This is a genomic window from Streptomyces sp. NBC_00443 (assembly GCF_036014175.1).
In the GTDB taxonomy this organism is placed as follows: Bacteria; Actinomycetota; Actinomycetes; order Streptomycetales; family Streptomycetaceae; genus Streptomyces.
The window spans coordinates 5,180,144-5,205,111 of sequence record NZ_CP107917.1 but is presented as its reverse complement, the minus strand read 5'-3'; the positions used below and the strand labels follow the sequence as shown (position 1 = coordinate 5,205,111).

Genomic DNA, 24,968 nt, shown 5'->3' with positions numbered 1-24,968 from the left:
CATTGGCCCGAAGGACAGCATTCGTTAGGATCGGGCCATGAGCAGTGAGCCTGAGTTCCGACCGCATCGCGTGGCCGTCCTCGCCCTGGACGGGCTGCTCCCCTTCGAGCTGGGCATCCCGCACCGCATCTTCGGCCGCCCCAAGGACTCCGAGGGACGGCATCTGTACGAGGTCGTCACCTGCTCGATCCGGCCGCCCGGCCCCGTCAGGACGGACGCCGACTTCGACATCCAGGTGGGCAGCGGCCCGGAGGCGCTGGCCACCGCCGACACCGTGATCATCCCGGCGTCGTACGAGCTCGGCCCGGTCTTCGAGGAGGGCGTGCTGACCGACGAGCTGGCCGCCGCGCTCGCCCGCATCCGCCCCGGCACCCGGCTCGCCTCCATCTGCACCGGCGTCTACGTCCTCGCCGCCGCCGGCCTGCTCGACGGCCGCCCGGCCACCACGCACTGGGCCGACGCCGAGCGCTTCCAGCGGCTGTTCCCGAAGATCAAGGTCGACGCGGACGTCCTGTTCATCGACGAGGGCGACGTGCTGACCTCGGCCGGCGTCGCGGCCGGGATCGACCTGTGCCTGCACATGGTCCGCCGCGACCACGGCACTGCGATCGCCAACGAGGTGGCCCGCCGCACGGTCGTACCGCCCCATCGGGACGGCGGCCAGGCCCAGTACATCCACCGCCCCGTCCCCGACCCGCAGCAGGCGTCCACGACCAATGCCCGCGCGTGGGCGCTGGGCCGTCTCCACGAGCCGATCCAGCTGCGTGACATGGCCGAGCAGGAGTCCATGTCCGTACGGACGTTCACGCGCCGCTTCCGCGAGGAGGTCGGCGGCAGCCCCGGCCAGTGGCTCACCCAGCAACGCGTAGAACGCGCCCGGCACCTCCTGGAGTCCACCGACCTCTCGGTCGACCAGGTGGCCGCCGACGCCGGCTTCGGCACGGCCCAGTCGATGCGCCAGCACCTACAGACGGCGCTCGGCGTCACACCCACCAACTATCGCCGCACCTTCCGCACCGGAAGCCGGGCCGACGTCCAGGTCGCCGGCGGCGCTTGAGCGGCTCCGCCGGGCGGCCGGCCCCGCACGAACCGAACCTCAGAACGTGAGCACGCCCCGCGCCACCTTCCCCGCCTCCGCATCGGCCGCCGCCCTCTCGAACTCCTCGACCGGATACGTCTGCGTCACCAGTTCGTCCAGCAGCAGCCGCCCGTCCCGGTACAGCTCGGCGTACAGCGCGATATCCCGCTGTGGCCTGGACGACCCGTACCGGCATCCCAGGATGGACTTGTCGAGGTACATGGAGGACACGACGAAGGAGGCCTCGGCGCCGGCCGGCGGAACCCCCAGGAGAACCGCCTGCCCGTGCCGGTCGAGCAGGTCGACGGCCTGCCGGATGAGCTCCACCCGCCCCACGCACTCGAAGGCATGGTCCGCCCCCGTCGGCAGCAGTTCCCGCACGCCCTCCGTCGAGGTCAGGAAGTCGGTCGCCCCGAACTGCCGCGCCACAGCCTCCTTCGCCGGATTTGCGTCCACGGCGACGATCCGCAGGGCACCCGCGATCCGCGCGCCCTGAAGAACGTTGAGGCCGATGCCGCCGGTACCGATCACGAGGACGCTGTCCCCGCGGTCCACCTTCGCCCGGTTGAGCACGGCGCCCACGCCCGTCAGCACCCCGCACCCGATGAGCGCGGCCGAGGGCATGGGAATGTCCTTCGGGATACGCACCACCTGTACGGCCTTCACCACGGTCCGTTCCGCGAAGGCGGAGTTGGACGCGAACTGGAACACCGCCTGCTCACCCCGCCGGAACGGCCGCCCCGGCCGCCCGATCGCCTGCCGGCACATCGTCGGCCGCCCCCGGTCGCACTCCGCGCACGTCCCGCAGTTGGCGAGCGTGGACAGGGCCACATGATCCCCGGGCTCGACATGGGTGACTCCCACCCCCACCGCTTCCACAACTCCCGCGCCCTCATGGCCCAGCACCACAGGAACCGGGAAGGGTATGGTCCCGTCCACTACGGACAGATCGCTGTGGCACAGCCCGGCCGCCGAGATCGCGACCAGCACCTCGCCGGGCCCCGGTTCCCGCACCTCCAGATCGTCCACGACCTGCACCTGCTTGCCGTCGAACAGCACACCGCGCATCAAACGCCCCCCTTGGGCTCCCTGGGCAGACCGAGCACGCGCTCGGCGATGATCGTGCGCTGAACCTGATCGGACCCGCCGTAGATGGTGTCGGCCCGGGAGAAGAGGAACAGCTGCTGCGCCTCGTCGAGTTCGTACGGCGCCGAGGGCGACCATTCCCCGGGCCCGACCCCGGCAGCCGCGCCCCGCACCAGCACCGCCAGTTCCCCGAGCCGCTGATGCCAGCCACCCCACAGCAACTTGGCCACGCTGGGCGCCCCCGCGTCCCCGGACCGCCCCAGGGTGCGCAGGGCGTTCCACCGCATCACCCGCAGCTCGGCCCACTGCCGTACAAGCCGCTCACGCACCACGGGATCCTCGACCGCCCCCGACTCCACGGCCGCCCGCACCACCCGCCCCAACTCCGCGGCGAATCCGACCTGCTGGGCCAGCGTCGACACCCCCCGCTCGAACCCGAGCAGACTCATCGCGACCCGCCAGCCACCGCTCTCGCCCCCCACGACGTGCTCCACGCGCGCGTGTGCCCCGTCGAAGAACACCTCATTGAAGTCGCTGGTCCCCGTCATCTGCCGAATGGGCCGCACCTCTATACGCCCCGGCTGGTCCATGGGCACCAGAAGAAAAGTCAGCCCGTGATGCCGGCTCGACTCGGGATCCGTACGGGCGAGCACAAAACACCAGTCGGCCTCATGGGCGAGAGACGTCCAGATCTTCTGCCCGCTGACCCGGTACACCCCGTCCGACCCGAGTTCGGCCTTGGTCCGAATCGCCGCGAGATCCGACCCGGCTCCGGGTTCGCTGTACCCCTGACACCACAACTCGTCCCCCGCGGCGACCGCCGGGAGAAACCGGGCCTTCTGCTCCTCGGTGCCGTGCGCGACGAGAGTGGGCGCCAGAAGCTTCTCCCCGATATGCCCGGACCGCGCCGGTGCCCCTGACCGCGCGTACTCCTCGGCCCAGACGACCTGCTGGGTGAGGGTGGCGCTCCGATTGCCGTATCCGCGCTCGGTCCAACCGAGCCCGATCCACCCGGCTTTGCCGAGCACCCTTTCCCAACTGCGGCGATCCTGCGCGTCCTTGGCGTACTCGTCGAGCCACGCCCGCGCTTCCGCACGAAACGCTTCGTCCTCCGCCGCGAACCCGAAGTCCATTGGGGTCTCCTCGTCATCTCCGGCCAAGAACAACCCCCCTTCTTCAGGGGAGCTCTCAGGCGTTGGGCCGCGACCCCGCCGCCGCAGCCCGCGCCATCGCCTCCACCCGCTCCAGCATCGGCATCGGGTCCACCCCGACCGACCCCGGCAGGCACTCGGCAATCCGCTCCGGCGTCCACCCTCCCTCGGCATACGCGGCACGCAGCTCCCGCGGCTGCGCCCACACCGCGATCTTCGGCCCGGCGACGGTGTAGACCTGCCCCGTCACCTCCTGCTCCCGCGCCCCGTCCGAGAGCAGGTAGACGACCAGCGCCGCGACGTCCTCCGGCTCCCCGATCTCCGCCAGCTCCATGGGAACCCCGGCCGACATCCGCGTACGAGCCACCGGAGCCACCGCGTTGGCGGTCACCCCGTACCGGTGCAGGCCCAGCGCAGCGCTCCGCACGAGCGAGATGATCCCGCCCTTCGCCGCGCTGTAGTTGGCCTGCGACACCGACCCCTGATGGTTCCCGCTGGTGAACCCGATCAGGGTCCCGGCCCGCTGCTTGCGCATGGCCGCCGAAGCGGCCCGGAACACGGTGAACGTGCCCTTCAGATGAGTGGCGATCACCGGATCCCACTCGTCCTCGGTCATGTTGAACAGCATCCGTTCACGCAGGATCCCGGCGACACAGACGACCCCGTCGAGGCGTCCGTACGACGACAGCGCGACGTCGACGAGGCGCTGCCCGCCCGCCATCGTGGAGATGTCGTCGGCGACGGCGACCGCTTCCCCGCCCGCCGCCCCGATCTCCTTGACCACGGCCTCGGCGACCTCGCTCGTGGGCGAGCCGCCCTCCACCGACACCCCGTAGTCGTTGACGACCACCCGCGCTCCCTCGGCGGCGGCCGCGATCGCGACCGCCCGGCCGATGCCCCGCCCGGCGCCCGTGACGGCGACGACCTTGCCTGCCAAGAAGTTCCCCATGCCCCGGCCCCTTCCCGCAGTTTCTGACGGTCCGTTAGATTCGACTTGATTCTACGACCCGTCAGATACACGGAGACAAGCCCCGGGGAGTACTCATGTCACTGCCGGACGCGTTCCACGAGATCGCCAAGCGCGTGAACAACTGGGGCCGTTGGGGCGCCGACGACGAGATCGGCACGCTGAACCTCATCACCGACGAGGTGGTCCGCGAGGCCGCTGCCTGCGTCCGCACGGGACGGCGGATCCCCCTCGCGCTGCCCCTCCAGCAGGACGGCGTGCAGACCGGGATGATCCCCGGACGCATCAACCCGCTGCACGCCATGGTGCAGATCAACCAGGAGATCTTCGGACCGGGAACCGTCGCCTGCAGCGACGACGCCGTGACCATGGGCCTGCAGGCCGCCACCCACTGGGACGCGCTCACCCATGTCTCGCACTCGGACCGGCTCTACAACGGCCGCCCCGCCGACACCATCACCCCGCACGGCGGCGCCGAGTTCAGCGGCATCGACAAGGCGCGGCACATCGTCTCGCGCGGGGTGCTCCTGGACGTGGCCCGCGCGCGTGGCGTCACGCGACTCGACGGCGGACACGCGGTCACGCCGGAGGACCTGGAGGCGGCCGAGGAACTCGCGGGCACGCGCGTGCGCGCCGGCGACATCGTGCTCGTACGGACGGGGCAGATCCAGGTCTATCTCGCCGGCGACAAGCATGCGTACGGCTATCCGTCGCCCGGTCTGTCGATCCGTACGCCGGAGTGGTTCCACGCGCGCGATGTGGCCGCCGTCGCGAACGACACCCTCACGTTTGAGATATTTCCGCCCGAGAAAGATGATTTGTGGCTACCGGTGCATGCACTGGACCTGGTGGAAATGGGGATGATCCAGGGTCAGAACTGGAATCTCGAAGAGTTGTCCACAGCCTGTGGACAAGAGGGCCGCTTTGCGTTCCTGCTGTCGGCGATGCCCGAACCCTTCGTCGGCGGCACGGGGACTCCGGTCGCACCCGTGGCCGTGCTCTGACGAGGCCGGCTGACGGCGCGGCTTCCCCAATCGGCTCCACCCGAGCGGGAGGTGCCCCCATCCGCCCCGAGCACGGCACCGCGCGCCGCCATCCGACTCCGGCGTACCCGCCCCTGCCCTCCCGGCCCCCGGGAGAACCGACGCCGAACACGACCCACACTCGGCAAGGGCCTCCGTCACCGAAGCCCTCGTCGTCCCCTCGCGGCGAATCGCTGACCACCAGCGTGATCAGCCGAACACGCGGCGTCAACACCCGGTTGGCGATTTGTTACTTACGTCCCATTTGCAGGAGACGCGCATAGAAGCATGTCCGGGCGCATCGATGCTCCCCCGAGCGGGAAGTACAGCGCGTTCTGCAACCGTGCACCGGATCCGGCGAAATTGCAGCCATGTGCGCCGTCACACCGCTTCGTACGCGAGCCCTTCGTAGGCCGAGGCCCCGCTCCCGTAGGCGGACGCCGCCCCCTGCGCCTTCGCGCCACGGTCCAGTTCGCACCAGATCCGCTTGCCGGCACCCTCGGAGCTCCAGCCCCACCGGTCGGCGAGGCCGTCGACGAGGGCGAGCCCGCGGCCGCCCGTCGCGGCGCCGTCGACACATCGGGGCACGGGCGCACGGTCACTGCGGTCGGCCACCTCCAGCCGCACGGTGGCGCAGCCCTGAGCCGCTCCCTGCAGCGACAGCCGGAGCACGGCCGGACAACCGGTGTGCACGACGGCGTTGGTGACAAGTTCGGAGACGAGCAGGATCAGCGTCTCGGCGAGCGGCTCGTCGGCCTCTATCCCGGACCCCGCGAGCCGCGAGCGGGCCCAGCGCCGGGCTCGTCCCACCTCAGCGGGATCGGGCCGGATCTCCAGCTGCACTTGAAGCACCTGCACCGCTCACACCATCCGAACCGGCGGACACATAGCCCCGCGCCTCACGAGGGCCACGATCCTAGCCATTCTTTTCATGGCCAGAACAATGGCCAAAGCCAGGGTCACGGAACGTGAATCCCTTAGCTGACAGCATGGTTGACGTACAGTCACCCCAACAAGCGCTTCGGGCATATTCCAGCGCGAAGGAGTACCCCCGCGGCATACTGTGCGACGCTTGTCATGGGGAGTCGAACAGGCGGGGACAGAGCGCCCTCCCGCCCCGCAAGCAGCGGCGAGCACCGCCGGATCCGGGGCCGCCTCAAGGGCAACTCCGGGATGGCTCGTGCTCGGAACCACTCGCATCTCACACAAGGTACCGGAGCGGACGGCCGACTCCAGGCCGTGACGAGTCACACGTAGGACACAACCCGATATCAACGCTCCGTAATTCCGGTATGCCACAATCCGCGACATCCGTTCAGGCGCCTTCGGCGATGCCGCAGACCAGGGGCTCTTAGATCGGCTGTGCGAGGAGTTCGGCGGCCAGACTCTCCTCACTCTCCGTAGCCTCGCCCGCACGGTGAGTCCGGACCCACGCGCGCTTGAGATGCAGGTGAAGCTCGAACTCCCAGGTGAACCCCATGCCGCCGTGCACCTGGAGGCAGTCGCGGGCGCCGCGCACGGCGGCCTCGTCGGCGAGCAGCCGGGCCGTGTGGATGTCGGCGGGGTCGGCGGTGACGGCCGCAGCATAGACGGCGGCACGGGCCGTCTCGGTGCGCACGAGCATCTCCGCACACAGGTGCTTGATCGCCTGGAAGGCTCCTATCGGCTGCCCGAACTGCTCACGTGTCCGGGCGTGTTGCACGGCCAGCTCGCACGCGCGCGTGGCGCCGCCCAGTTGCTCGGCCGCGGTGAGGAGGACGGCGACGGGGTCCACGGCGACGACCCCGGGGACCCGGTGCAGGGGCGTCAGCGGGTCCACCGACCGCAGAGGTACGGCCCCCGCCGCGTCCCCCTCTACGACGTCCGCCCGCGCCAGCCACTCCACCAGCCCGTTGCCGACGGCCGCCACGACCGCTTCCCCGGCGGCCGCTCCGGGCACCGTCCCGGCGGCGAGGTGCGTCGCCACGAGAGGCCCGGGCAGCAGCGCCCGCCCCGCCTCCTCGAAGGCCAAAGCCGCCTCGGGCAGCCCGAGTCCGACGCCGTCCTGCGCCTCCGGCAGCCGTAGCGCGAAGAACCCTGCCGCACCCAGCTCCCGCCACAGCGCCCGGTCCAGGCGGCCGGGCTCGTCGACGGCGGCCCTGAGCTCCTGCGGGCCGAAGCGCCGCGCCAGCAGCTCTCGCACGCCGTTGCGCAACGCGAGCTGATCCTCGGTCAGTTGGAAACGCATCCGTCACCGCCCCTTCGGCAGTCCGAGGATCCGCTCGGCCACGATGTTCCGCTGGATCTGCGAGGTGCCGGCGGCGATCGTGTACGACAGCGAGGAGAGCCGGTCGAGCACCCATGACCGGTCCAGGTCGAGCGAGTCCGGGCCCAGTACGTCGGCCGCGGTGTCGTAAAGCTCCTGGCGGGCGTGCGAGTACCTCAGTTTGAAAACCGAACCACCGACGCCGGGCACCCCGCCCGTCAGCTCCGCGTCGCTCACGTTCCACTGCGTCAGCCGCCACAGCGCCCGGAACTCGGCGTTAAGCCGCCCCAGCCGGCGCCGGAGAGCCGGATCGTCCCAGCGCCCGTTCTTGCGTGCCTCGACGGCGAGTTCGCGCAGCACGCGCCGGCAGGCGACGACCTCGCCGACGAAGGCGGTACCGCGCTCGAAGGAGAGGGTCACCAGCGTCACGCGCCAGCCGTCGTTCTCGGCCCCGACCCGGTTGGCGACCGGCACCCGCACCTCGTCGAGGAACACCTCGGCGAACTCGGCCGACCCGGCGAGGGTCTTCAGCGGCCGTACGGTGATGCCCGGCGCGTCCATGGGCATGGCCAGCCAGCTGATCCCGCGGTGCTTGGGCGCCTCGGGGTCGGTGCGCACCAACAGCTCGCACCAGTCGGCCACTTCGGCATGGGAGGTCCAGATCTTGGATCCGCTCACCACATAGTCGTCGCCGTCCCTGTGCGCGCGCGTACGCAGTGCCGCGAGGTCGCTTCCGGCGTCCGGTTCGCTGAATCCCTGGCACCAGGCCTCGTCCCCGCGCAGGATCGGCGGCAGCCAGCGGGCCCGCTGTTCGGCCGTTCCCTCGGCGGCGATGGTCGGCCCCGCGTGCAGCAGCCCGACGAACCCGGCCCCGACATAGGGCGCGCCCGCCTTCTCGGTCTCCTCCAGGAAGATCAGCCGTACGGTCGGGGAGGCGCCCCAGTGGACGTCTCCGTACCCGGCGTCGTGGAGCCTGCGCTGCCAGCCGAGGTCGTAGGCGCGCCGTCCCGGCCAGTCGTCGGGGGACGGCTTCGGCGGCAGCGTGGGCAGCGCCTCGCGCAGCCACTGCCGCAACCGGGCGCGGAACTCCTCTTCCTCGGGCGTGTACGCCAGATCCACGGGCCGGTCCCCCTCCGCCGGAAGAGCACGTTATCTGACGTCCCGTCAGATCTCATCACCACAGGAAGGCTAGACCCGCACCCCTGGACCGACAAGGCGGTGAGCCCTACGCTCTGCCCACGATCTGACTGGCCGTCAGCTGACGCAGGGGGTTGTCATGAACGACACCGCTCACGCCCTGAGTTCCTCGCGCACCCTCTGGGACCTGGCCACGCGCCGCGCCGACCGCACCCCCGACCGCCCCGCCCTCCTCCAGGAGGACCGCGCGCTGTCCTTCGGCGACCTGCGCGCGCGTGCCGAGCGCGTGGCGGCGGGCCTGTACGACATGGGCGTACGCCCCGGCACGGTCGTCGCCTGGCAGCTGCCCACCCGTATCGAGACGGCCCTGCTGTCCTTCGCGCTGGCGCGCCTCGGTGCCGTGCAGTCGCCGGTCATCCCGTTCTACCGGGACCGCGAAGTGGGCTTCGCGCTGCGGGAGTCGAAGGCGGAGTTCTTCGCGGTGCCGGGCGTGTGGCGGGGCTTCGACCACGCGGAGATGGCACGGCGACTGGGCGCCAAGGGCGTCTTCGAGGCGTACGACACCCTGCCCGACGGCGATCCCGCGGTCCTGCCCCCGCCGCCCGCCGAGGGCACCTCCGTGCGCTGGATCTACTGGACCTCGGGGACCACGTCCGACCCCAAGGGCGTCCTGCACACCGACCGCTCACTGATCGCGGGCGGCTCCTGCCTGGCGCACGCCCTGCGCCCCACATCCGCCGACGTCGGCTCGATCGCCTTCCCCTACGCCCATATCGGCGGCCCGGACTACATGGTGATGCTGCTGCTGTACGGCTTCCCCGCGGTGATGTTCGAGCAGTTCGCGCTGCCGGACGCGCTGGAGGGGTACCGGCGGCACGGGGTGACGGTCGCGGGCGGGTCCACGGCGTTCTACTCGATGTTCCTGGCGGAGCAGCGCAAGCTCCCGGCCGGTGAGAAGGCCGTCCCCTCGCTGCGGTTGCTGGCGGGCGGCGGAGCGCCGAAGCCGCCGGAGCTGTATCACGCCGTGGTGCGCGAGATGGGGGTGCAGCTCACCCACGGGTACGGCATGACCGAGGTGCCGATGATCACGATGGGGGCGCCGGACGACACGGCGGAGAACCTGGCGACCACCGAGGGGCGGCCGCCGCGGGAGATGGAGATACGGATCGTGGACGGCGAGGTGCGGCTGCGCGGGGAGGCGGTGTGCCGGGGCTACCTGGACCCGGCGCAGACGGCAGCGGCCTTCGACGAGGAGGGGTTCCTGCGGACCGGTGACCTCGGGCGGCTGAAGGAGAGCGGGCATCTGGTGCTCACCGGCCGCCTCAAGGACGTGATCATCCGCAAGGGCGAGAACATCTCGGCGAAGGAGATCGAGGACCTGCTGCACCGGCATCCCGCGGTCGGGGACGTGGCGGTCATCGGGCTGCCGGACACCGCGCGCGGGGAGCGGGTGTGCGCGGTCGTGGAACAGCCGCCCGGCGCCGGCGAGCTGACCCTGGAGGCGCTGACGTCGTATCTGCGCGGGGAAGGGCTGTCGACGCACAAGCTGCCGGAGCAGCTGGAGGTGGTGGATGCCCTTCCGCGCAACGAGACCCTGCGCAAGGTGCTCAAGTACAAGCTCAGGGAGCGCTTCTCGAAGTCGGTCTAGGTCCTGTCCGGCCCAGGTGTCACTCGGGAACGGTGAAGTAGCGGGCGAACGCCGTGACGGTCTCGTCCTCGGTCACCTTGCCGTCGCCGTCCGTGTCGAGCGTGGCGGCGGCCGCCTGGGCGACGTCCTGCGCCACACCGAGGCAGCTGAGCACGCGCGCGGTGTCGGTGACGGTGGCGGATCCGTCGCCGTCGGGGTCGGCCACGGCGAGGGCTGCGTGCAGGAAGGGGCGGGCGATCTCGGCGAACCGGTCCGGGTTGTCGCGCAGCCGCTTGACCGCGCCGTTCACGAACTCCTCCCGGGTGATGCGCTGGTCACCGTCCCGGTCGGCGATCCCGGCCATGCCCTGCCAGAACGCCTCGGCGCCGATGTACAGCGCCTGGCCCCTGTCGGAACGGGCGGCGGTGTCGAACTCGGCGAGCACGGCCTTGGCCGCCGCGTTGAAGTCCTCGCGGTCGATGTAGCCGTTGCCGTCCTGGTCGAAGCCGGCGAACCGGGCCGCGATCCTGCGCTCGTACTCGCTGCTGACCATGTCTTGTCGGGCCGCCTTACGTCATGTGGGGTGCATCTGCCACGGAGCGTACGACGCCGGGGGCCGTCCGGGCGCCGGAAAGCGGCGGTTGTGCCAAGACCGGGGGAATTTTGGGACAACGGTGTGGCACTTCCGGGGCTTCCGGGAGACCGGCCGGAGGGAACCGGGGCTGGTCAGGCCGACAGCGGCCGGGCGTCGTCCGCGACCGCCGCCGCCACGTCCGGGTACACCTCGAAGAGCCGGCGTACACCCAGCGCCCCCAGCACGCGGTTCACGTGCGAACCGTCCACCGCGCCCTGCGCCGGGAGTATCAGCCGCAGGCTGCCCTGGCAGGAGCGGATCAGCCGGCGGGCGGCGATGAGGACGCCGACGCCGCTGGAGTCGCAGAACAGGACGTCGGAGAGGTCCAGGACGAGACTGTGGCGCCCCTCGGCCACCACGTCATGGATGTGCTGACGCATCACCGGCGAGGTCACCAGATCCAGCTCGCCCGACACCTGGAGCACAGCCCAGTCGCCTCGCTCGCCGCCGGTCACTTTCAACGTCACCACCACGCCCCTCGCTCGCCGAACCGGAAGTGATACCTACGCTTCCTTGCAGCGCGGCTGCCCAGCGGCTGTTCCCTGAAACACCGTCCAGAAAACGGTCACCGATCAGAAAAGGCTTGTTTCAATCGCATTCGATCCTGTTCGATCGAGTCTGATCGCGCGATGGTCGGGTAGCCGAGCGAGTGCAAGGCCGGGCGCGAGCTCCTCTATCACGAGTGCGAGGTACGTCACCAGCCATGACTGTTCAAGGGGCGCACATTGCGACAAAGGGGCGTGCGCTGTCAGACGTGCCGACTACATTCGGGGGGACGAAGGACGCACGCTGGACGGGGCGGACCGGTGAGGGGGGCCTGATGGCGAAGAAGGACGCACTGCCCCGCTGGGACCGCAAGATGCAGCAGCGCCTGGCGCGCGGCGAGGCGGCCGCCCTCGGCGAGCTCTACGACCGGTTCGCCTCGCTCGTACACGGCCTCGCCCACACCGTGCTGGGCGACGAGCGCGCGGCCGACCACATCACCCGGGACGTCTTCGCCCACGTGTGGGAGCACCCGGACAGTTACGACCCCAGGCAGGGCCCGCTGCGCTCCTGGGTCGCCACGCTGACCCACCGCCTGGCCGTGCAGCGGCTGCGCGCCACCGAGACCGCCGCCCTCGTCCAGGCCGGCCGCGGCTCCACCGAGGAGCTGGAGCGCAAGGTGCGCCACGCCTCGGTCGCCGCCCGCGCCGACTACATCGTCCAGTCCATGCCCGTCCCGCTGCGCGCCGCGCTGGAGCTGGCCTACTTCCAGCGCCGCGACTACCGCCAGACCGCCGCCGACCTCGGCGTCACCGAGGACGAGGCCCGCCGCCGCCTGCGCCTGGGCCTGCAACTGCTGTCCACCGCCCACGACGCGGGAGCCGCCCCCGGGGCGCCGCCGGGATACGGGGGCGCGGTGTGAACGAGGCACACGACAACTCCTCCCAGGACCCCACCCCGGACAAGGACCATGAGAAGCACCAGGAGGAGAACGACTCCGGAGAGGCCCCCCGCGGAGCCTCCGGAATGAGCAGCGGCAACGGCGACGGACAGCCCCCCACCCCGCAGCCGGCCCCCGGCCGGCCGCCCCGCATACCGCTCCCCCGCGCCTCCGTCGAGGACACCGGACGCCCCCTGCCCGCCCTGGAGGACCTCGGCGACCCCACGCCAGGACCGGCCCCGCTCGTCCTCGAACACCGCGTCCTGAAGGCACTCCTCGGCGCCTGGGCGCTGGCCGCCTGCTCGCCGCAGGAGACGGCGGCCGTGGAGGAGCACCTCGGCGACTGCGGTTCCTGCGCGGACGAGGCGCGGCGGCTGCGCGAGGCCGTGGGCCTGCTGCACCCCGCCGAGAGCCTCGACCTGGACCCGACCCTGCGCACCCGCGTCCTGCAGGGCTGCCTGGATCGCCGGCCGCCTCGCATCCCGGTACCCGAATGGGCGTCGCCGTACGACGCCGAGACGGCCCGCCTCGACGCCCTGCTGCAGGACTTCGGGGACGCCGAGTGGCACGCGCCCGTGCGGCTGCGGTGGTTCGAGAAGGACGAGCCGACGAGCCGCCGTACGACCGTCGCCGGTGTCATCGCCCATCTGCTCACGGTCGACGGGCTGGTGGCGCTCGCGCTGGGCCTGCAGGACCCCATGGGCGACGTGGCCGCGGACCGGCCGACCCCGTCCGGGCGCACGGAGGCCTACTGGCGGGCCTCGCACTTCCCGCCGACCCGCGCCGTGCGGGCACCCTGGCGCGAACAGACCCACGCCCTGGTCCGCACGGTGTCCTTCGCGGGCGGCGGCACCGGCAAACTGTCCGTGGCCTACGGCGACTTCGAGTTGCCGCTGCGTGACGCGATGCTGGACCGCGCCTTCGAGTGCTGGGTCCACGCGGAGGACATCGCCGACGCGGTGGACTATCCGTACGAGGCGCCGGTCGGCCGCGATCTGCACCACATGGTCGATCTGGCGGCCCGGATGCTGCCGACGGTGCTGGCCGCGCGGCGGCGGGCGGGGTTTGCGGCGCCACCGCCTCCCGGCCCGCACCGTCGCCTCGTGCCCGCCGGCGAGCCCGGCCGCAGCCTCCGGCTGGAGATCGAGGGTTCGGGCGGCGGCCAGTGGCTGATTCCGCTGGACTCTCCGGCGGCGGTGGGCTCCGCCGAGCACGAGGTGGCGCATGTGGCCCTGGACGGCACGGAGTTCTGCCGGCTGGCGGCGGGACATGTGCCTCCGGCGGAAGCGGCGGCTGGGCAGGTCGGTGACCGGGAGGCGATCAGGGATGTGCTGTTCGCGGCGGCGAGCTTGAGCCGGATGTAAGGGGCGGTTGCGGTTTCGTCGGCGGCTGCGGGTGGGTGGGGGCTGGTCGCGCCCACGCGGCGGAGCCGCACATTGACACAGCCCCGCGCCCCTAAGGGCTTTTAGGGGCGCGGGGAACTGCGCGAGCAACCACGAGCCACCCGCAGCCGCCCCCAGACAGATGAACCCGAGCTATTAGGCGAAAACGACCGTCCGCCGCCCGTTCAGCAGAATCCTCCGCTCGGCATGCCACTTCACGGCCCGAGCCAGCGCCTGGCACTCCACATCGCGCCCGATCGCCACCAGCTGGTCCGGCGTGACGTCATGCCCCACCCGCTCGACCTCCTGCTCGATGATCGGCCCCTCGTCGAGATCCGCGGTGACGTAATGAGCCGTGGCGCCGATCAGCTTGACGCCCCTGGCGTGAGCCTGGTGATACGGCTTCGCACCCTTGAAGCTCGGCAGGAAGGAGTGGTGGATGTTGATGATCCGCCCGCTCAGCTGCTTGCACAGGTCGTCCGAGAGGACCTGCATGTAGCGGGCCAGCACGACCAGCTCCACGCCCTCCTCGCGCACGATCTCCAGGATCTGCGCCTCGGCCTCGGCCTTGTTGTCCTTGGTCACCGGGATGTGGTGGAAGGGGATGTCGTACGACCCCACCAGCTCCGCGAAGTCCGTGTGGTTGGACACCACCGCGGCAATCTCCACCGGCAGCGCGCCGATCCGCGCCCTGAACAGCAGGTCGTTCAGGCAGTGCCCGAACTTGCTGACCATCAGCACGACCCGCATCTTCTCCTCGGCCAGATGGATCTGCCAGTCCATCTGGAAGGAGTCCCCGATCGCCGCGAAGCTCGCGCGCAGCTTGTCCACCGTCACCGGCGACTCCGCCGAGAAGTGGACGCGCATGAAGAACAGTCCCGTGTCGTGGTCACCGAACTGCTGGCTGTCCTCGATGTTGCAGCCGGTCATGAAGAGGTAGCTCGACACGGCGTGCACGATGCCCTGCTTGTCGGGGCAGGACAGGATGAGAACGTACTGGTCGGCGGGGACCGCGGCTCGGGTGGACTGCTGGTTCATGCAGCACAGGGTCCCATATCCGGCCCCCTCGGCGGGCAGTCGTCCCGTTACGCGGACCGCTCACCAGGCACGGACATGATCCTCACGCGGAGCGCGTCATGATCCGCAGCAGTTCGAGGGTGCGCGGCGGGGCGTCCGGGTCCTCGTCGTCGGCCATGGCCATCCGGACATGCGCGTCCCGCGCCGCCCGCACCGCCTCCGGCCACCCCTGGTTCTCGACGTAGGCGGAGACCGCCGCGTCCGGGCCGACCTGGTGCATGATCCGCAGCACGCGCAGCACGGCGGTGTCGACGAGCGCCGCCTCCTGCGAGTCCCGGAAGATCGTGCCGACGTACTTCTCGGCGGACCAGCTGTCCAGCCAGGTGTCCTCGACGAGGCGGTACACGGCGTCGGTGACGTCGCCGTACCCGTCGACACCGGCCAGCCAGACGTCCCGCTGGAACGTCTGGTCGGAGAGCATGTGCAGCGCGGAGCGCACATTGCTGCGCCAGCGCCACCACGGCATGTCGTTGAGTGGCATGCCGCCCATGGTGGAGGAGCGACGGGCGCGACGGGAAGAGCTATCCGAACCTTGCACAGTCATCGATCGTACGTTCTCCTTCACAGCGGCCTCACCAGCCCCCGCAATTCACCTTCCGGTCACCCCTTGATAACCAAGGGTGATGCCGCGGTTTGTTGTGTGGCGGAATCGTGCGTGACCATGACCGGCAGGCGACCCACCCGCAGCACGCTTTTCCCCACGATCACCGACCGGCCCGTCAGAGCAGCCGCTCGCTCTGCGGCTGCCGTGGTGGCGTGTGCGTCGCTCGCCGTCGGATGCGGGGTCATCCCAGGTGCCACGGGGGGCTCCGGGGATGACACGATCACCGTCATGACCTGGGCCCCGGAGGGCACCAAGGCGACCAACAAGCCCGGCATGCCCGCCTTCGCGCAGGCGTACGCCCGCTGGATCAACGCCCACGGCGGCCTCGACGGTCGCAAGCTCGAGGTCCTCACCTGCAACGACCGCAACGACAGCGTGGCCGCGGCCCGGTGCGCCGACCGCGCGGTCGAGGAGAACGCCGTCGCGGTCATCGGCTCCTACAGCCAGTTCGGCGAGACCTTCCTGCCGTCGCTGGAGAGCGCCGGAATCCCGTACATAGGCGGCTACGGCGTCACCAACGCCGAGTTCACCAGCCCGCTGTCCTACCCCGTCAACGGCGGCCAGCCCACCCTCCTGGCCGGCCTCGGCAGGGAACTGGCCCGCTCGTGCGGCCCCGTGGCGCTGGTCCGTCCCGACAGCATCGCGGGCGACGAGCTCCCGCCGCTGCTCGACTCCGGCCTCCGGGCGGGCAGGCACACGTCCTCGGCCGACCAGCTGGCCGCGGAGGACGCCACCGAGTACGGCACCCAGTCGGAGCGGGCGCTGGAGTACGCCACCACCGACCTGGCGGAGAAGGGCTGTGTGGTGCCCGCCCTCGGCGACCGCACCAGCACCTTCATGGACTCCTTCCGGCGCTCCCGCGAGGACTACCGCGACGTGCGCACCGCCACCGTCCTCGGCAACGTCGACCAGACCGTGATCAACACGACCGGCGGGGCGGCGGTGTACGACGGTTCGTACATCTCCGGCTGGTATCCGGTCACGAGCGACCCGCGCTGGGACGCGATGAAGAAGGTGATCAGCGAGCAGGCCTTCGGCGACAACCGCATCGACCCCGCGGACGCCGGCGTGCAGACCACCTGGATCGCCTACACGGTGTTCAAGAAGGTCGTCGAGTCGCTGGGCGACGGCGAGGTGACCGCCAACTCCGTACGAGGGGCGCTGAACAAGGGCCTGAAGGTCTCCACGGGCGGGCTCACACCGGCCCTACAGTGGAAGTTCCAGGACGTCCTCGCCACCGTCGGCTATCCCCGTCTGGTCAACCGCAAGGTGACTCTCCAGGTCGTGCGGGACGGTCAGCTGGTGGCGGCCCGCAAGGGCTTCATCGACGTGACGAGCACGCTGCAGAACGCCGACGTGAACTGACCGCCCGGCCCTTCCGGGCGGTCGACGACCCCACCCCGAACTACAGCTGGGTGGGCTGGCGCTCGGTCAGGCCGTACTTCTTGGCGATCGTGTTCCACAGCTGCGCGGCCGTCTTCTTCTCCGTGCTGGCGGTGCCGCTCGCGCGGTTGCCGGCCTGGGTCTGGCCGGTGGAGCGGGCCTGGCCCTTCTTGCAGAGCTGCCCCTTCTTGGCCGCCACCTGGTCCGCCCACGCCGCGTAGTGGTTGTCGGCGGACGCCGACGCCTGCCACGCCTTGTTCAGCGCGGTGGTCAGCTCGGTGTGGCTCGGGAGCTGGCCGACGGAGAGCTTGGACAGGTCGGTGACCAGCTGGTTGCGTTGCTTGGCCGCGCCCCGCAGGTCCGTGGCGGCCTGAGCGAGGTTGCCGCAGGTCTTCACGGCGGCCACCGCGTTGATCACGGCGGTACGGCTGTCGCCGCTGTCGGCCAGCAGCTTGTCCAGCGCGATCGCCTGCTGCTCGGCCGGATCGTCGGCCGGCGACGCCGAACCCTCGGTCGCCGGGGCCGTGGCGGAGACGGGCTTGTTGTCGTCGCCCTTCGGATCGTCCCCGCCCCCGCCGGCGAGCATCGCGCCCGCACCGATGCCGAGGACGGCGATCCCGATACCGACGGCCGCGATGAGCGGCACCTTGGACCTCGTACGGCCGCCACCGCGGCCTCCCCGGCCGAGGTTGTCGGTGTCCGGGCCGGACGGGCCGGGCGGGAAGTATCCCGACTCGTGCCGGCCCTGCGGCTGCGGCTGGGGCTGCTGGAAGCGCGGCATCTGCTGGGTGGCACCGGCCGGGGCCGCACCGCCCGGCTCGCTGCGGAAGAGGTTGTCGAAGTCGGACAGCGGCTGCCGGCCCTGCCCCGCCTGCGGCGCCCCGCCCGGCTGCCCCGTCACGGGCGGGAGGTACTGCGTGGCGTCGGCTTCGCTCCCGGCAGCGGCCGGCATCGGACCGGCACCGCCGCCCTGCCGGGCCCGCCCCAGGACCTGCGTGTGCTCGCTGGGCGCCTCGGGCGGCAACGCCCCGGGCCCCACCGGCGGGATGTACTGCGTCGCCCCTTCGTCGGCGGCGGGTGCGGCGACGGGCGGTATGTAACGGGTGGCCTGGTCGTCCGCTCCCCCTGGGGCGGCGGCGACCGGCGGTATGTACTGAGTGGCGCCCTCGTCGGCCGGGGGCACCGGCGCCCCGTAGCCGCCCGAACCGGCCTGCGGGAAGGACGCGTTGGAGCCCGGGGCTCCGTACCGCGGGCCCGGGTCACCGTGCCCGGCGGACGGCAGAGCGCCGCCGTGGCCGGGAGCGCCGTACGTCTGCGCACCGGCGGGAAGCGCCCCATGCGTGCCGTGCTGCCCCTCGGGCGGCAGCGGCGCGCTCGCGTATCCCTGACCGCCCGCGGGCGGCAGCGGCGCCGACGGCGGACCGCCGTGCCCGTACGGCTGCTGCGGCGCGGGCATCTGCGACCCGGCCGGGTCGCCATGGCCGTACGACGGCGCGCCCTGCACACCCCCGCCGGCGTCCGGCGCAGCGCCCCACTGCTGCGGGGGCGGCGACTGGTACTGCTGTTCCTGTCCGCCCCAGGACTGGTCGGGCGGGGTGCCCCAGGCCTGGCCCGGCGCGGCCGGTGGCGGGGCCGAGTACTGGTTCTGGTCGGGTCCCCAGGGGGTGCCCCAGGCCTGCCCGCCGGGCGGTGCCGAGGGCGGGGGTGCGGTCGGCGGCGCGGCCGGTACCGACGTCGGCCGGGCGGCCTGCGCGCCGGTCATACCCGGCAGCAGCGGCTCACCGCCGTCCGAGGGCAGCACGATGCCTTCGCGCGCGGGCCGCGCCGAGGGCTCCTCGCCCCGTCCACTCTGCGTCACCGGGACTCCTACTAATGGGGGACCTTGTGAATCGTCGGGTCACGCTACCGGCTCCGCCGATCCGGGTGCCACGCTGCCCAGGACGTGACCTGGATCCCTGTGACCGCAGTAACAATTCCGGGCCCCCATCCGCTATATACGTCCCCCTTTCGTAACCGGCACCTTCGTTTCCCTGTCGTTCACGCCCTGGTACCCCGCGGTTTCACGCTGCTGCGGGAAGGTCCAGCCGCGCCCCGAACTCCCTGACCACCGGCTCGTCCCGGTACGGCTCCAGGCGCTGCTGGAAGTCCTCCAGATACTCGGCGCCCCGGTTGGAGCGCAGGGTCTCCAGCAGTTCCACGGCCTTCAGACCGGTATGGCAGGCCTGCTCGACCTCGCGCTGCTGCACCTGCGCTGTGGCGAGCAGCACATAGCCGATCGCCCGGCGCCGCGCCTTCGTCTCCGGGAGGCCGGACAGCGACTCCTCCGCGCGCCGCGCCGCCGCCTCGGCCTGGCCGAGGTCGCGGTGGCAGTGCGCCAACTCGTCGGCGAGATAGGCCTCGTCGAAGTGCGCGATCCACGCCGGGTCGTCCCCGGACTCCGGATCCGCCGTCTCCAGTGCGGTCACGGCACGTCCGGACGCCACCTGGGCGGCGCGCGCGTCGCCCATCAGTGCATGCCCTCGCGCCTCGGCCGCGTAGAACATGGCCTCCGCGCGCGGCGTCACGCGCCCCCGCGCCCCTCCTGCGCCGCCCTCGCGAGCTGCGAGATCTCGCGCGGGTTCCCGAGCTGCGCGGCGAGGTGGCTCATGGAGGCGGCCAGCACGTACCCGCCGTACCCCCGGTCTCCCGCCCCCTGCGCCAGCCGCAGCGCCTGGATGTAGTACCGCTGGGCGAGCCCCGGCTGCCCGGTGTCGATCGCCATGTACCCGGCGAGCTCGGTCAACCGCGCGACGGCGGCGAAGAGTTCCCGCCCGACCGCCTCCCGGTACGACCCGGCCAGCAGCCCGGAGACGACACTGTTCAGGTAGTGCACGACGACCGGGCGCACATGCCCGCTGCCGTACTGATGGTCCAGGTCCACGAGCGCCTGAGTCATCGCGCGCACGGCCTGCACATCGGACTGCCCCACCCGCGGCCCCGCCGAGCGCGCCACCTGTGAGTCGGGCGACGAGATCAGCCAGTCGCGGCTGGGCTCGACCAGCGCGGACGCGGCGACGGACGAGCCGGACAGGAAGTCCCGGCGCCCGACGTCGCTGCGCCACAGCTCGCAGACCTGCTCGATGGCCCCCAGTACCGTCGGCGAGAACTGGAGACCGACGCCGGACGCGAGGTTCTTGCCGTTGGCCATGCCGATCTCGTCGATCGTGACCGTACGGCCCAGCTTGCGGCCGAGTGCCTCCGCGATGATCGCCGGCGCCCGTCCCCGCGGCTGCTGTCCGCGCAGCCAACGGGCCACGGATGTCTTGTCGTAGCGCAGATCGAGGCCGTGCTCGGCACCGCACATGTTGACCCGGCGGGCCAGCCCGGCGTTCGAGCAGCCCGCTTCCTGGATGAGCGCCTGCAGCCGTTCGTTCGGCTGTCGCGCGACGAGAGGCCTTGCGGCCATGGCGTACCCCCTGTGGCTGCGGTGCCTGCCCACGCACCGAGTTGATGTGTCTTCCACCACCGGATCCGGCCCGGGGCACTGGCTGTGCACCGCAAGTTTCCGGCCGTGAAGATCAATGCCCCGTCGGCATACCGAAAATGCGAGGCTTGTGAGGATTGCCGGGGTAAAGGCGGAAGCCGACCCCACAGTGGGCTACCCAGCTCCGGCCACGGATCCTCCCGCGCGCCCCCACACGTGCACCCATGCGCCCCAGATGAGGAATCAATGCTCCTCCCCCGCGCGCGCTACGCCGTAACTACAGGTGGGTGCGGGAGTTGTGTTGGGCGTGGAAGAGACGATCCCGGCCACCGAAGCCGCACAGATTCCCAAGCAGCGCGGCGAAACGCTGCTGGAGACCGCCGTTCGCTACGCCGAGGAGCGTCACTGGGACGTGTTCCCCGGGACCTGGCTGGAGGCCGTGGACGGCGTGCAGCTCTGTTCCTGCAGCGACACCGCCTGCCCCGCGCCCGGCGCGCACCCCGCACGCCCGGACTGGGCGACACAGGCGACCGGGAGCGCGACGGTCGCCCGCCGGATGTGGCAGAAGCAGCCGAACGCGTCGATCCTGCTGCCGACGGGGCGCACCTTCGACGCGATCTCCGTCCCGGAGACGGCCGGGTTTCTCGCCCTGGCCCGTATGGAGCGGATGGAACTGACGCTGGGGCCGGTGACGTTGGCGCCGGACCGCCGGATGCACTTCTTCGTGCTGCCGGGGGCATCGGTGAAGGTGCCCGAGCTGGTGCGCAAGCTGGGCTGGTCCGTCGGCTCGCTGGATCTGGTCGCGCTCGGAGAGGGCGCGTGGGTCGCCGGGCCGCCGACTCGGTTCGGGTCTCGGGGGGCTGTGCAGTGGGCCTGCCGGCCTACGCCGGCCAATCGGTGGCTGCCGGACGCGGAGGAGTTGATCTCGCCGCTCGCGTATGCCTGTGGGCGGGACCGCTGAACCCACGCGACGGAGCCGCATACCGAAACAGCCCCGCGCCCCTTTAGGTTGGCACCCATGACGTCGGCCGTAAGTGTGCGTGGGCTCTGGAAGCGGTTCGGGCAGCAAGTTGCCGTTGCCGGGATTGATCTGGAGTTGCCCGCAGGGAAGTTCATCGGGCTCGTGGGCCCCAACGGGGCCGGGAAGACCACCACCCTCTCCATGGTGACCGGCCTGCTCCGGCCCGATCAGGGGTCCGTCGAGGTCGTCGGGCACGACGTTTGGCGGGACCCGGTCGAGGTGAAGGCGCGGATCGGGGTGCTGCCCGAAGGGCTTCGGCTCTTCGAGCGGCTCTCCGGGCGGGAGTTGCTCGCGTACACGGGGCGGTTGCGCGGGCTCCCCGGCGCCGAGGTCGACAAGCGGGTCACCCAGCTGCTGGACGTGCTCGATCTGGCGGGGGCGCAGCACAAGCTGGTCGTCGACTACTCGACCGGTATGCGCAAGAAGATCGGCCTCGCGGCGGCGCTGCTCCACAATCCCGAAGTGCTGTTCCTGGACGAGCCGTTCGAGGGCGTCGACCCGGTCTCCGCCCAGACCATCCGGGGCGTCCTGGAGCGCTACACCGCCTCCGGCGCGACCGTCGTCTTCTCCTCCCACGTCATGGAGCTTGTCGAGTCACTGTGTGACTGGGTCGCCGTCATGGCCGCCGGGCGCATCCGGGCGCACGGCCCCCTCGCCGAGGTCCGCGGCGACGCGGCCTCGCTGCAGCAGGCGTTCCTCGAACTCGTCGGCGCGAACGCCCGCGACACCGGGTCCGACCTCGACTGGCTCGGCGGGGCCCGATGAGCGCCGACGTGACCGGAGTCGTCGTACGGCTGAAGCTGTCGCTGCTGCGGAACGGCCTGCGCCAGTCCGGTGGCCGGCGGGCCGCCTACATCGCCTCGGCCGTCGTGGTCCTGATCTTCGCGGCGCTGCAACTGCTCGGCCTGATCATGCTGCGCGGCACAGCGCACGCCGACTCGGTGGTCGTGCTTCTGGTGGCCGTCCTGGCGCTCGGCTGGGCCGTGATGCCGCTGTTCTTCCCCGGCGGCGACGAGACCCTCGACCCGACCCGGCTGGTGATGCTGCCGCTGCGCCCCCAGCCCCTGGTGCGAGCCCTGCTCGCGGCCTCCCTCGTCGGCATCGGCCCCCTGTTCACCCTGTGCCTGTTCACCGGTTCGGTGATCGCGCTCGCGCGGGGCGGAACGGCGTACGTCGTCGCGGTGATCGCCGTCGTGCTGGCCCTGTTGGTGTGCGTGGCGCTCGCGCGGGCCGTCGCCGCCGCCAACATCCGGCTGCTGACCAGCCGTAAGGGACGTGATCTGGCGGTGCTGAGCGGACTGGTCGTCGCGATCGGGGCACAGGTCGTGAACTTCGGTGCGCAGCGCCTGGGTTCGTCGGGGCTCGCCCAGCTCGATCCGGCGGCGGATGTGCTGCGGTGGGTGCCGCCGGCGTCCGCGATCGGGGCGGTGGAGTCGGTGAGCGAGGGGGAGTACGGGACCGGTCTCCTCCAACTCGCCCTGAGTGCAGGCGCGCTGGTGGCGCTGATCGCCGTATGGTCACGTCACCTGACCCGGCTGATGACGTCCCCCGACGGCTCCACGCTCCAGGCGGTCACGGAGTCCGCCGTACGCGAACGGAACTCGACGGGCCTCACCCGCCTCCTCCCGCCCGGCCGCACCGGGACCGTCATGGAACGCAGCCTGCGCTACGTCTGGCGCGACCCGAAGACCAAGGCGGCATGGGTGACCTCGCTCGCCATCGGCCTGATCGTGCCGCTGTTCAACGCCCTGCAGGGCACCGGCTCGATCTACTTCGCCTGCTTCGCGGCAGGGATGCTCGGCATCCAGATGTACAACCAGTTCGGGCAGGACACGTCCGCGTTCTGGATGGTCGCGATGACGATCTCGTCCCCCCGGGACGCCTACGTCGAGCTGCGCGGCCGGGCCCTGGCCCTGCTGCTGATCACCCTCCCGTACGCCGTCCTCGTCACCGTCCTGACGACAGCGCTCCTCGGCGACTGGCGCAGGCTGCCCGAGGTCCTCGGCCTGTCCTTCGCCCTCCTCGGCGCCATGCTGGCGACCGGCGCCTGGACCTCGGCCCGCTTCCCTTACTCCATCCCTCAGGAGGGCTACAAGAACGTCGCCCCCGGCCAGACGGGCCTCGCGTGGATCTCGATCTTCGGCGGCATGATCGCGGCGGCCCTTCTGTGCGCTCCCGTGATCGCGGTGACGATCTGGCTCAACGTGAGCGACGGCGGGGACGACTGGACCTGGCTGCTGCTGCCGGGCGGAGCGGCTTACGGGGCGGCGGTCACGCTGCTGGGCCTACGGCTGGCGGCTCCGAGGACAGCGGCCCGCCTGCCGGAGATCCTGACGGCGGTGAGCAAGGGATAGCGGGCCCTGCTGACCCAGGGGGCCTGCAACGCCGCCTTCTCGGGGCGCGGGGCCGTTTTCGACATGCGGCTCCGCAACGCCCCTTGGGGCGCGGGGCTGTATCGATATGCGGCTCCGCCGCGTGGGCGCGACAAGCCACGAACAACCCGCAGCCGCCGTCGCTCAGCACGCACCGAGCTCACAGGCGCCCGGCGTCACCAGCGGAGCGCACCGCATCCAAGAACGGCTCGATCGCCGCGCGCCACCCCTCGGGCTGGTCGTAATGCACAAGGTGACCCGCTTCGGCCACCTCCGCATACTCCCCCCGAGGCAGCACCCGCACCATCTCCTGCGCCTCGGCCCGCCCCAGCTCACCATCCAGCCCGCGCACGACCAGCGCCGGACACTGCACCTGGGCAAGCTCCTCCCAGTGCGCGTCGAACACCCACGTCTCCCGGGACCTGAGCATCTGGTCCGGATCGAAAACGGGCCGCCACCCGTCCTCGCACTCGTGCATCACCTCGGCGTAGAACTCACCCCGCGCGGGATTCGGCCGCTCGACCCAGGGGTCGTCCTCACCGAACCACTTGCGCACATCGGCCAGCGTGGCGAAGGGCATGGGCCAGGCCCTGAACCAGTCCGCCCACTCCCGCTGCGAGGCCGAGCCGAGCGCGGACGCCCGCATGTCGCAGATGATCACGGCCCGCACCAGGTCGGGACGCCTGGCGGCGAGCTGCCAGGCGGTGAGCGCGCCCATGGCGTGGCCGATGAGGACGACGGGGTCGAGGCCCAGCTGCTCCAGGGCAGCCTCGGCGTCGTCGACGTACGCCTCGCGCGTGAAGGAGGCCTGCGAGGGCTTCTCGCTCCGGCCGTGGCCGCGCTGGTCCAGCGCCACGGCACGGTGTCGCTCGGAGAGCCAGCGGGCGGTGGACACCCAGTGCGAGGCGCGGCCCATCAGGCCGTGCAGTAACAGCACACCGGGCGTGCGCTCATGGTCCCTGGCGGTGTCGGTCTTGGGAGGGTCGCCGAACTCCCAGGCCGCGAGACGTACGCCGCCCGCGCCGGTCACGTCGATGCGCCGCACCATTGGTCCTGGCACCCCCCTAGCTCCGCTCGGACCGCTCGAGCCGACCGGTCCTGTGAACCGTGTCCTGCTTGCCGTACCTGTCGTGCCTGCCGTATCTGCCGCCGCTCGCCCGAGCACCACGTGCCACCTGCGTCGCACGCGTCGTGAATGCCCCCGGACGCGATGTGCATGTCCTGTGTGTCTGACGTGATCTTATGCGCACACTTCTGAAGCGCACGTTCCGCCTGACCTGTCACCGCAGACTATCG

Annotated in this window: 21 protein-coding genes and 1 pseudogene; 9 read left to right on the top strand and 13 right to left on the bottom strand. The window is 71.3% G+C overall.

The window, feature by feature from the left end; translation table 11 throughout:
• The first annotated feature begins 37 nt into the window (after window positions 1-37).
• Entirely contained in the window at window positions 38-1,057 is a 1,020-nt protein-coding gene (locus OHO27_RS23650; protein WP_328426982.1) for a GlxA family transcriptional regulator, read from the top strand.
• Window positions 1,058-1,096: 39 nt separating this feature from the next.
• Here the strand turns inward: OHO27_RS23650 and OHO27_RS23645 are convergent, their stop codons facing one another.
• From OHO27_RS23645 to OHO27_RS23635, 3 genes are read right to left on the bottom strand one after another with little or no spacing between them, the layout of a single operon-like run.
• Window positions 1,097-2,146, bottom strand: coding sequence for a Zn-dependent alcohol dehydrogenase (locus tag OHO27_RS23645; RefSeq protein WP_328426981.1), 1,050 nt, complete (start codon window positions 2,144-2,146; stop codon window positions 1,097-1,099).
• Window positions 2,146-3,297 (bottom strand): acyl-CoA dehydrogenase family protein, encoded by a 1,152-nt coding sequence (locus OHO27_RS23640; RefSeq protein ID WP_328426980.1) that lies wholly within the window; start codon window positions 3,295-3,297, stop codon window positions 2,146-2,148. Before OHO27_RS23640 ends, OHO27_RS23645 begins: the two co-directional genes overlap by 1 nt.
• Before the next feature lie 55 nt (window positions 3,298-3,352).
• Complete coding sequence (locus tag OHO27_RS23635) at window positions 3,353-4,264, bottom strand: SDR family NAD(P)-dependent oxidoreductase (RefSeq protein WP_328426979.1); 912 nt, start codon at window positions 4,262-4,264, stop codon at window positions 3,353-3,355.
• 95 nt (window positions 4,265-4,359) lie between these two features.
• On the opposite strand from OHO27_RS23635, the gene OHO27_RS23630 reads away from it, so the two are divergent.
• A complete protein-coding gene (locus OHO27_RS23630; protein WP_328426978.1) occupies window positions 4,360-5,286 on the top strand; it encodes a cyclase family protein in 927 nt (308 codons plus the stop codon).
• Window positions 5,287-5,685: 399 nt separating this feature from the next.
• Here OHO27_RS23630 and OHO27_RS23625 read toward each other — a convergent pair whose 3' ends face one another.
• The 3 genes from OHO27_RS23625 to OHO27_RS23615 form a co-directional block, all read right to left on the bottom strand.
• Window positions 5,686-6,147 carry an ATP-binding protein gene (locus OHO27_RS23625; protein WP_328430520.1) on the bottom strand — a complete coding sequence of 154 codons (462 nt, stop codon included), beginning with the start codon at window positions 6,145-6,147 and terminating at the stop codon, window positions 5,686-5,688.
• A gap of 508 nt (window positions 6,148-6,655) precedes the next feature.
• Entirely contained in the window at window positions 6,656-7,531 is an 876-nt protein-coding gene (locus OHO27_RS23620; protein WP_328426977.1) for an acyl-CoA dehydrogenase family protein, read from the bottom strand.
• A 3-nt stretch (window positions 7,532-7,534) separates the two neighbouring features.
• Window positions 7,535-8,668, bottom strand: a complete 1,134-nt coding sequence (locus OHO27_RS23615; protein WP_328426976.1) for an acyl-CoA dehydrogenase family protein — start codon at window positions 8,666-8,668, stop codon at window positions 7,535-7,537.
• Between the two features lie 157 nt (window positions 8,669-8,825).
• On the opposite strand from OHO27_RS23615, the gene OHO27_RS23610 reads away from it, so the two are divergent.
• A complete protein-coding gene (locus OHO27_RS23610) occupies window positions 8,826-10,334 on the top strand; it encodes a class I adenylate-forming enzyme family protein (protein WP_328426975.1) in 1,509 nt (502 codons plus the stop codon).
• Between the two features lie 19 nt (window positions 10,335-10,353).
• On the opposite strand, the gene OHO27_RS23605 is transcribed toward OHO27_RS23610, so the two are convergent.
• Window positions 10,354-10,866, bottom strand: coding sequence for an EF-hand domain-containing protein (locus OHO27_RS23605; RefSeq protein WP_328426974.1), 513 nt, complete (start codon window positions 10,864-10,866; stop codon window positions 10,354-10,356).
• 173 nt (window positions 10,867-11,039) lie between these two features.
• Window positions 11,040-11,420: an STAS domain-containing protein gene (locus tag OHO27_RS23600; protein WP_328426973.1), complete on the bottom strand. Its 381-nt coding sequence runs from the start codon at window positions 11,418-11,420 to the stop codon at window positions 11,040-11,042.
• Window positions 11,421-11,767: 347 nt separating this feature from the next.
• Between OHO27_RS23600 and OHO27_RS23595 the strand changes: the two genes are divergently transcribed.
• Together OHO27_RS23595 and OHO27_RS23590 are read left to right on the top strand one after the other, a co-directional pair.
• Window positions 11,768-12,352, top strand: coding sequence for a sigma-70 family RNA polymerase sigma factor (locus OHO27_RS23595; protein ID WP_328426972.1), 585 nt, complete (start codon window positions 11,768-11,770; stop codon window positions 12,350-12,352).
• A gap of 104 nt (window positions 12,353-12,456) precedes the next feature.
• Window positions 12,457-13,734: a zf-HC2 domain-containing protein gene (locus OHO27_RS23590; RefSeq protein WP_328430519.1), complete on the top strand. Its 1,278-nt coding sequence runs from the start codon at window positions 12,457-12,459 to the stop codon at window positions 13,732-13,734.
• 174 nt (window positions 13,735-13,908) lie between these two features.
• Here OHO27_RS23590 and purU read toward each other — a convergent pair whose 3' ends face one another.
• Window positions 13,909-14,790 carry a formyltetrahydrofolate deformylase gene (gene purU, locus OHO27_RS23585; protein ID WP_328426971.1) on the bottom strand — a complete coding sequence of 294 codons (882 nt, stop codon included), beginning with the start codon at window positions 14,788-14,790 and terminating at the stop codon, window positions 13,909-13,911.
• Window positions 14,791-14,872: 82 nt separating this feature from the next.
• Complete coding sequence (locus OHO27_RS23580; RefSeq protein WP_328426970.1) at window positions 14,873-15,373, bottom strand: SCO4402 family protein; 501 nt, start codon at window positions 15,371-15,373, stop codon at window positions 14,873-14,875.
• Between the two features lie 117 nt (window positions 15,374-15,490).
• On the opposite strand from OHO27_RS23580, the gene OHO27_RS23575 reads away from it, so the two are divergent.
• The gene (locus tag OHO27_RS23575; protein WP_328426969.1) at window positions 15,491-16,798 is read left to right on the top strand and encodes an ABC transporter substrate-binding protein; all 1,308 of its coding nucleotides are present in this window, start codon (window positions 15,491-15,493) and stop codon (window positions 16,796-16,798) included.
• 40 nt (window positions 16,799-16,838) lie between these two features.
• Here OHO27_RS23575 and OHO27_RS23570 read toward each other — a convergent pair whose 3' ends face one another.
• On the bottom strand, window positions 16,839-18,674 hold the full coding sequence (locus OHO27_RS23570; RefSeq protein WP_328426968.1) for a hypothetical protein: 1,836 nt from the start codon (window positions 18,672-18,674) through the stop codon (window positions 16,839-16,841).
• A gap of 202 nt (window positions 18,675-18,876) precedes the next feature.
• Window positions 18,877-20,261 (bottom strand): annotated as a pseudogene (locus OHO27_RS23565) (transcriptional regulator).
• Window positions 20,262-20,577: 316 nt separating this feature from the next.
• On the opposite strand from OHO27_RS23565, the gene OHO27_RS23560 reads away from it, so the two are divergent.
• Genes OHO27_RS23560 through OHO27_RS23550 form a run of 3 tightly spaced genes read left to right on the top strand, consistent with a single transcriptional unit; the run spans window position 20,578 to window position 23,654 of the window.
• Window positions 20,578-21,240 (top strand): bifunctional DNA primase/polymerase, encoded by a 663-nt coding sequence (locus OHO27_RS23560; protein ID WP_328426967.1) that lies wholly within the window; start codon window positions 20,578-20,580, stop codon window positions 21,238-21,240.
• Between the two features lie 57 nt (window positions 21,241-21,297).
• The gene (locus tag OHO27_RS23555) at window positions 21,298-22,065 is read left to right on the top strand and encodes an ABC transporter ATP-binding protein (protein WP_328426966.1); all 768 of its coding nucleotides are present in this window, start codon (window positions 21,298-21,300) and stop codon (window positions 22,063-22,065) included.
• Entirely contained in the window at window positions 22,062-23,654 is a 1,593-nt protein-coding gene (locus OHO27_RS23550) for a transporter (RefSeq protein WP_328426965.1), read from the top strand. The genes OHO27_RS23555 and OHO27_RS23550 overlap by 4 nt, the downstream gene beginning before the upstream one ends.
• A gap of 178 nt (window positions 23,655-23,832) precedes the next feature.
• Here the strand turns inward: OHO27_RS23550 and OHO27_RS23545 are convergent, their stop codons facing one another.
• A complete protein-coding gene (locus tag OHO27_RS23545; protein WP_328430518.1) occupies window positions 23,833-24,720 on the bottom strand; it encodes an alpha/beta fold hydrolase in 888 nt (295 codons plus the stop codon).
• Window positions 24,721-24,968 lie beyond the last annotated feature (248 nt).

Excerpts from the sequence above, each read along its gene's own strand:
- OHO27_RS23575 (WP_328426969.1), top strand. The coding sequence starts at position 15,491 with ATGACCGGCAGGCGACCCACCCGCAGCACGCTTTTCCCCACGATCACC.
- OHO27_RS23550 (WP_328426965.1), top strand. The coding sequence starts at position 22,062 with ATGAGCGCCGACGTGACCGGAGTCGTCGTACGGCTGAAGCTGTCGCTG.
- OHO27_RS23645 (WP_328426981.1), bottom strand. The coding sequence starts at position 2,146 with ATGCGCGGTGTGCTGTTCGACGGCAAGCAGGTGCAGGTCGTGGACGAT.
- OHO27_RS23580 (WP_328426970.1), bottom strand. The coding sequence starts at position 15,373 with ATGACTGTGCAAGGTTCGGATAGCTCTTCCCGTCGCGCCCGTCGCTCC.
- OHO27_RS23590 (WP_328430519.1), top strand. The coding sequence starts at position 12,457 with ATGAGCAGCGGCAACGGCGACGGACAGCCCCCCACCCCGCAGCCGGCC.
- purU (WP_328426971.1), bottom strand. The coding sequence starts at position 14,790 with ATGAACCAGCAGTCCACCCGAGCCGCGGTCCCCGCCGACCAGTACGTT.
- OHO27_RS23555 (WP_328426966.1), top strand. The coding sequence starts at position 21,298 with ATGACGTCGGCCGTAAGTGTGCGTGGGCTCTGGAAGCGGTTCGGGCAG.
- OHO27_RS23635 (WP_328426979.1), bottom strand. The coding sequence starts at position 4,264 with ATGGGGAACTTCTTGGCAGGCAAGGTCGTCGCCGTCACGGGCGCCGGG.
- OHO27_RS23605 (WP_328426974.1), bottom strand. The coding sequence starts at position 10,866 with ATGGTCAGCAGCGAGTACGAGCGCAGGATCGCGGCCCGGTTCGCCGGC.
- OHO27_RS23610 (WP_328426975.1), top strand. The coding sequence starts at position 8,826 with ATGAACGACACCGCTCACGCCCTGAGTTCCTCGCGCACCCTCTGGGAC.
- OHO27_RS23630 (WP_328426978.1), top strand. The coding sequence starts at position 4,360 with ATGTCACTGCCGGACGCGTTCCACGAGATCGCCAAGCGCGTGAACAAC.
- OHO27_RS23595 (WP_328426972.1), top strand. The coding sequence starts at position 11,768 with ATGGCGAAGAAGGACGCACTGCCCCGCTGGGACCGCAAGATGCAGCAG.
- OHO27_RS23545 (WP_328430518.1), bottom strand. The coding sequence starts at position 24,720 with ATGGTGCGGCGCATCGACGTGACCGGCGCGGGCGGCGTACGTCTCGCG.
- OHO27_RS23620 (WP_328426977.1), bottom strand. The coding sequence starts at position 7,531 with ATGCGTTTCCAACTGACCGAGGATCAGCTCGCGTTGCGCAACGGCGTG.
- OHO27_RS23640 (WP_328426980.1), bottom strand. The coding sequence starts at position 3,297 with ATGGACTTCGGGTTCGCGGCGGAGGACGAAGCGTTTCGTGCGGAAGCG.
- OHO27_RS23650 (WP_328426982.1), top strand. The coding sequence starts at position 38 with ATGAGCAGTGAGCCTGAGTTCCGACCGCATCGCGTGGCCGTCCTCGCC.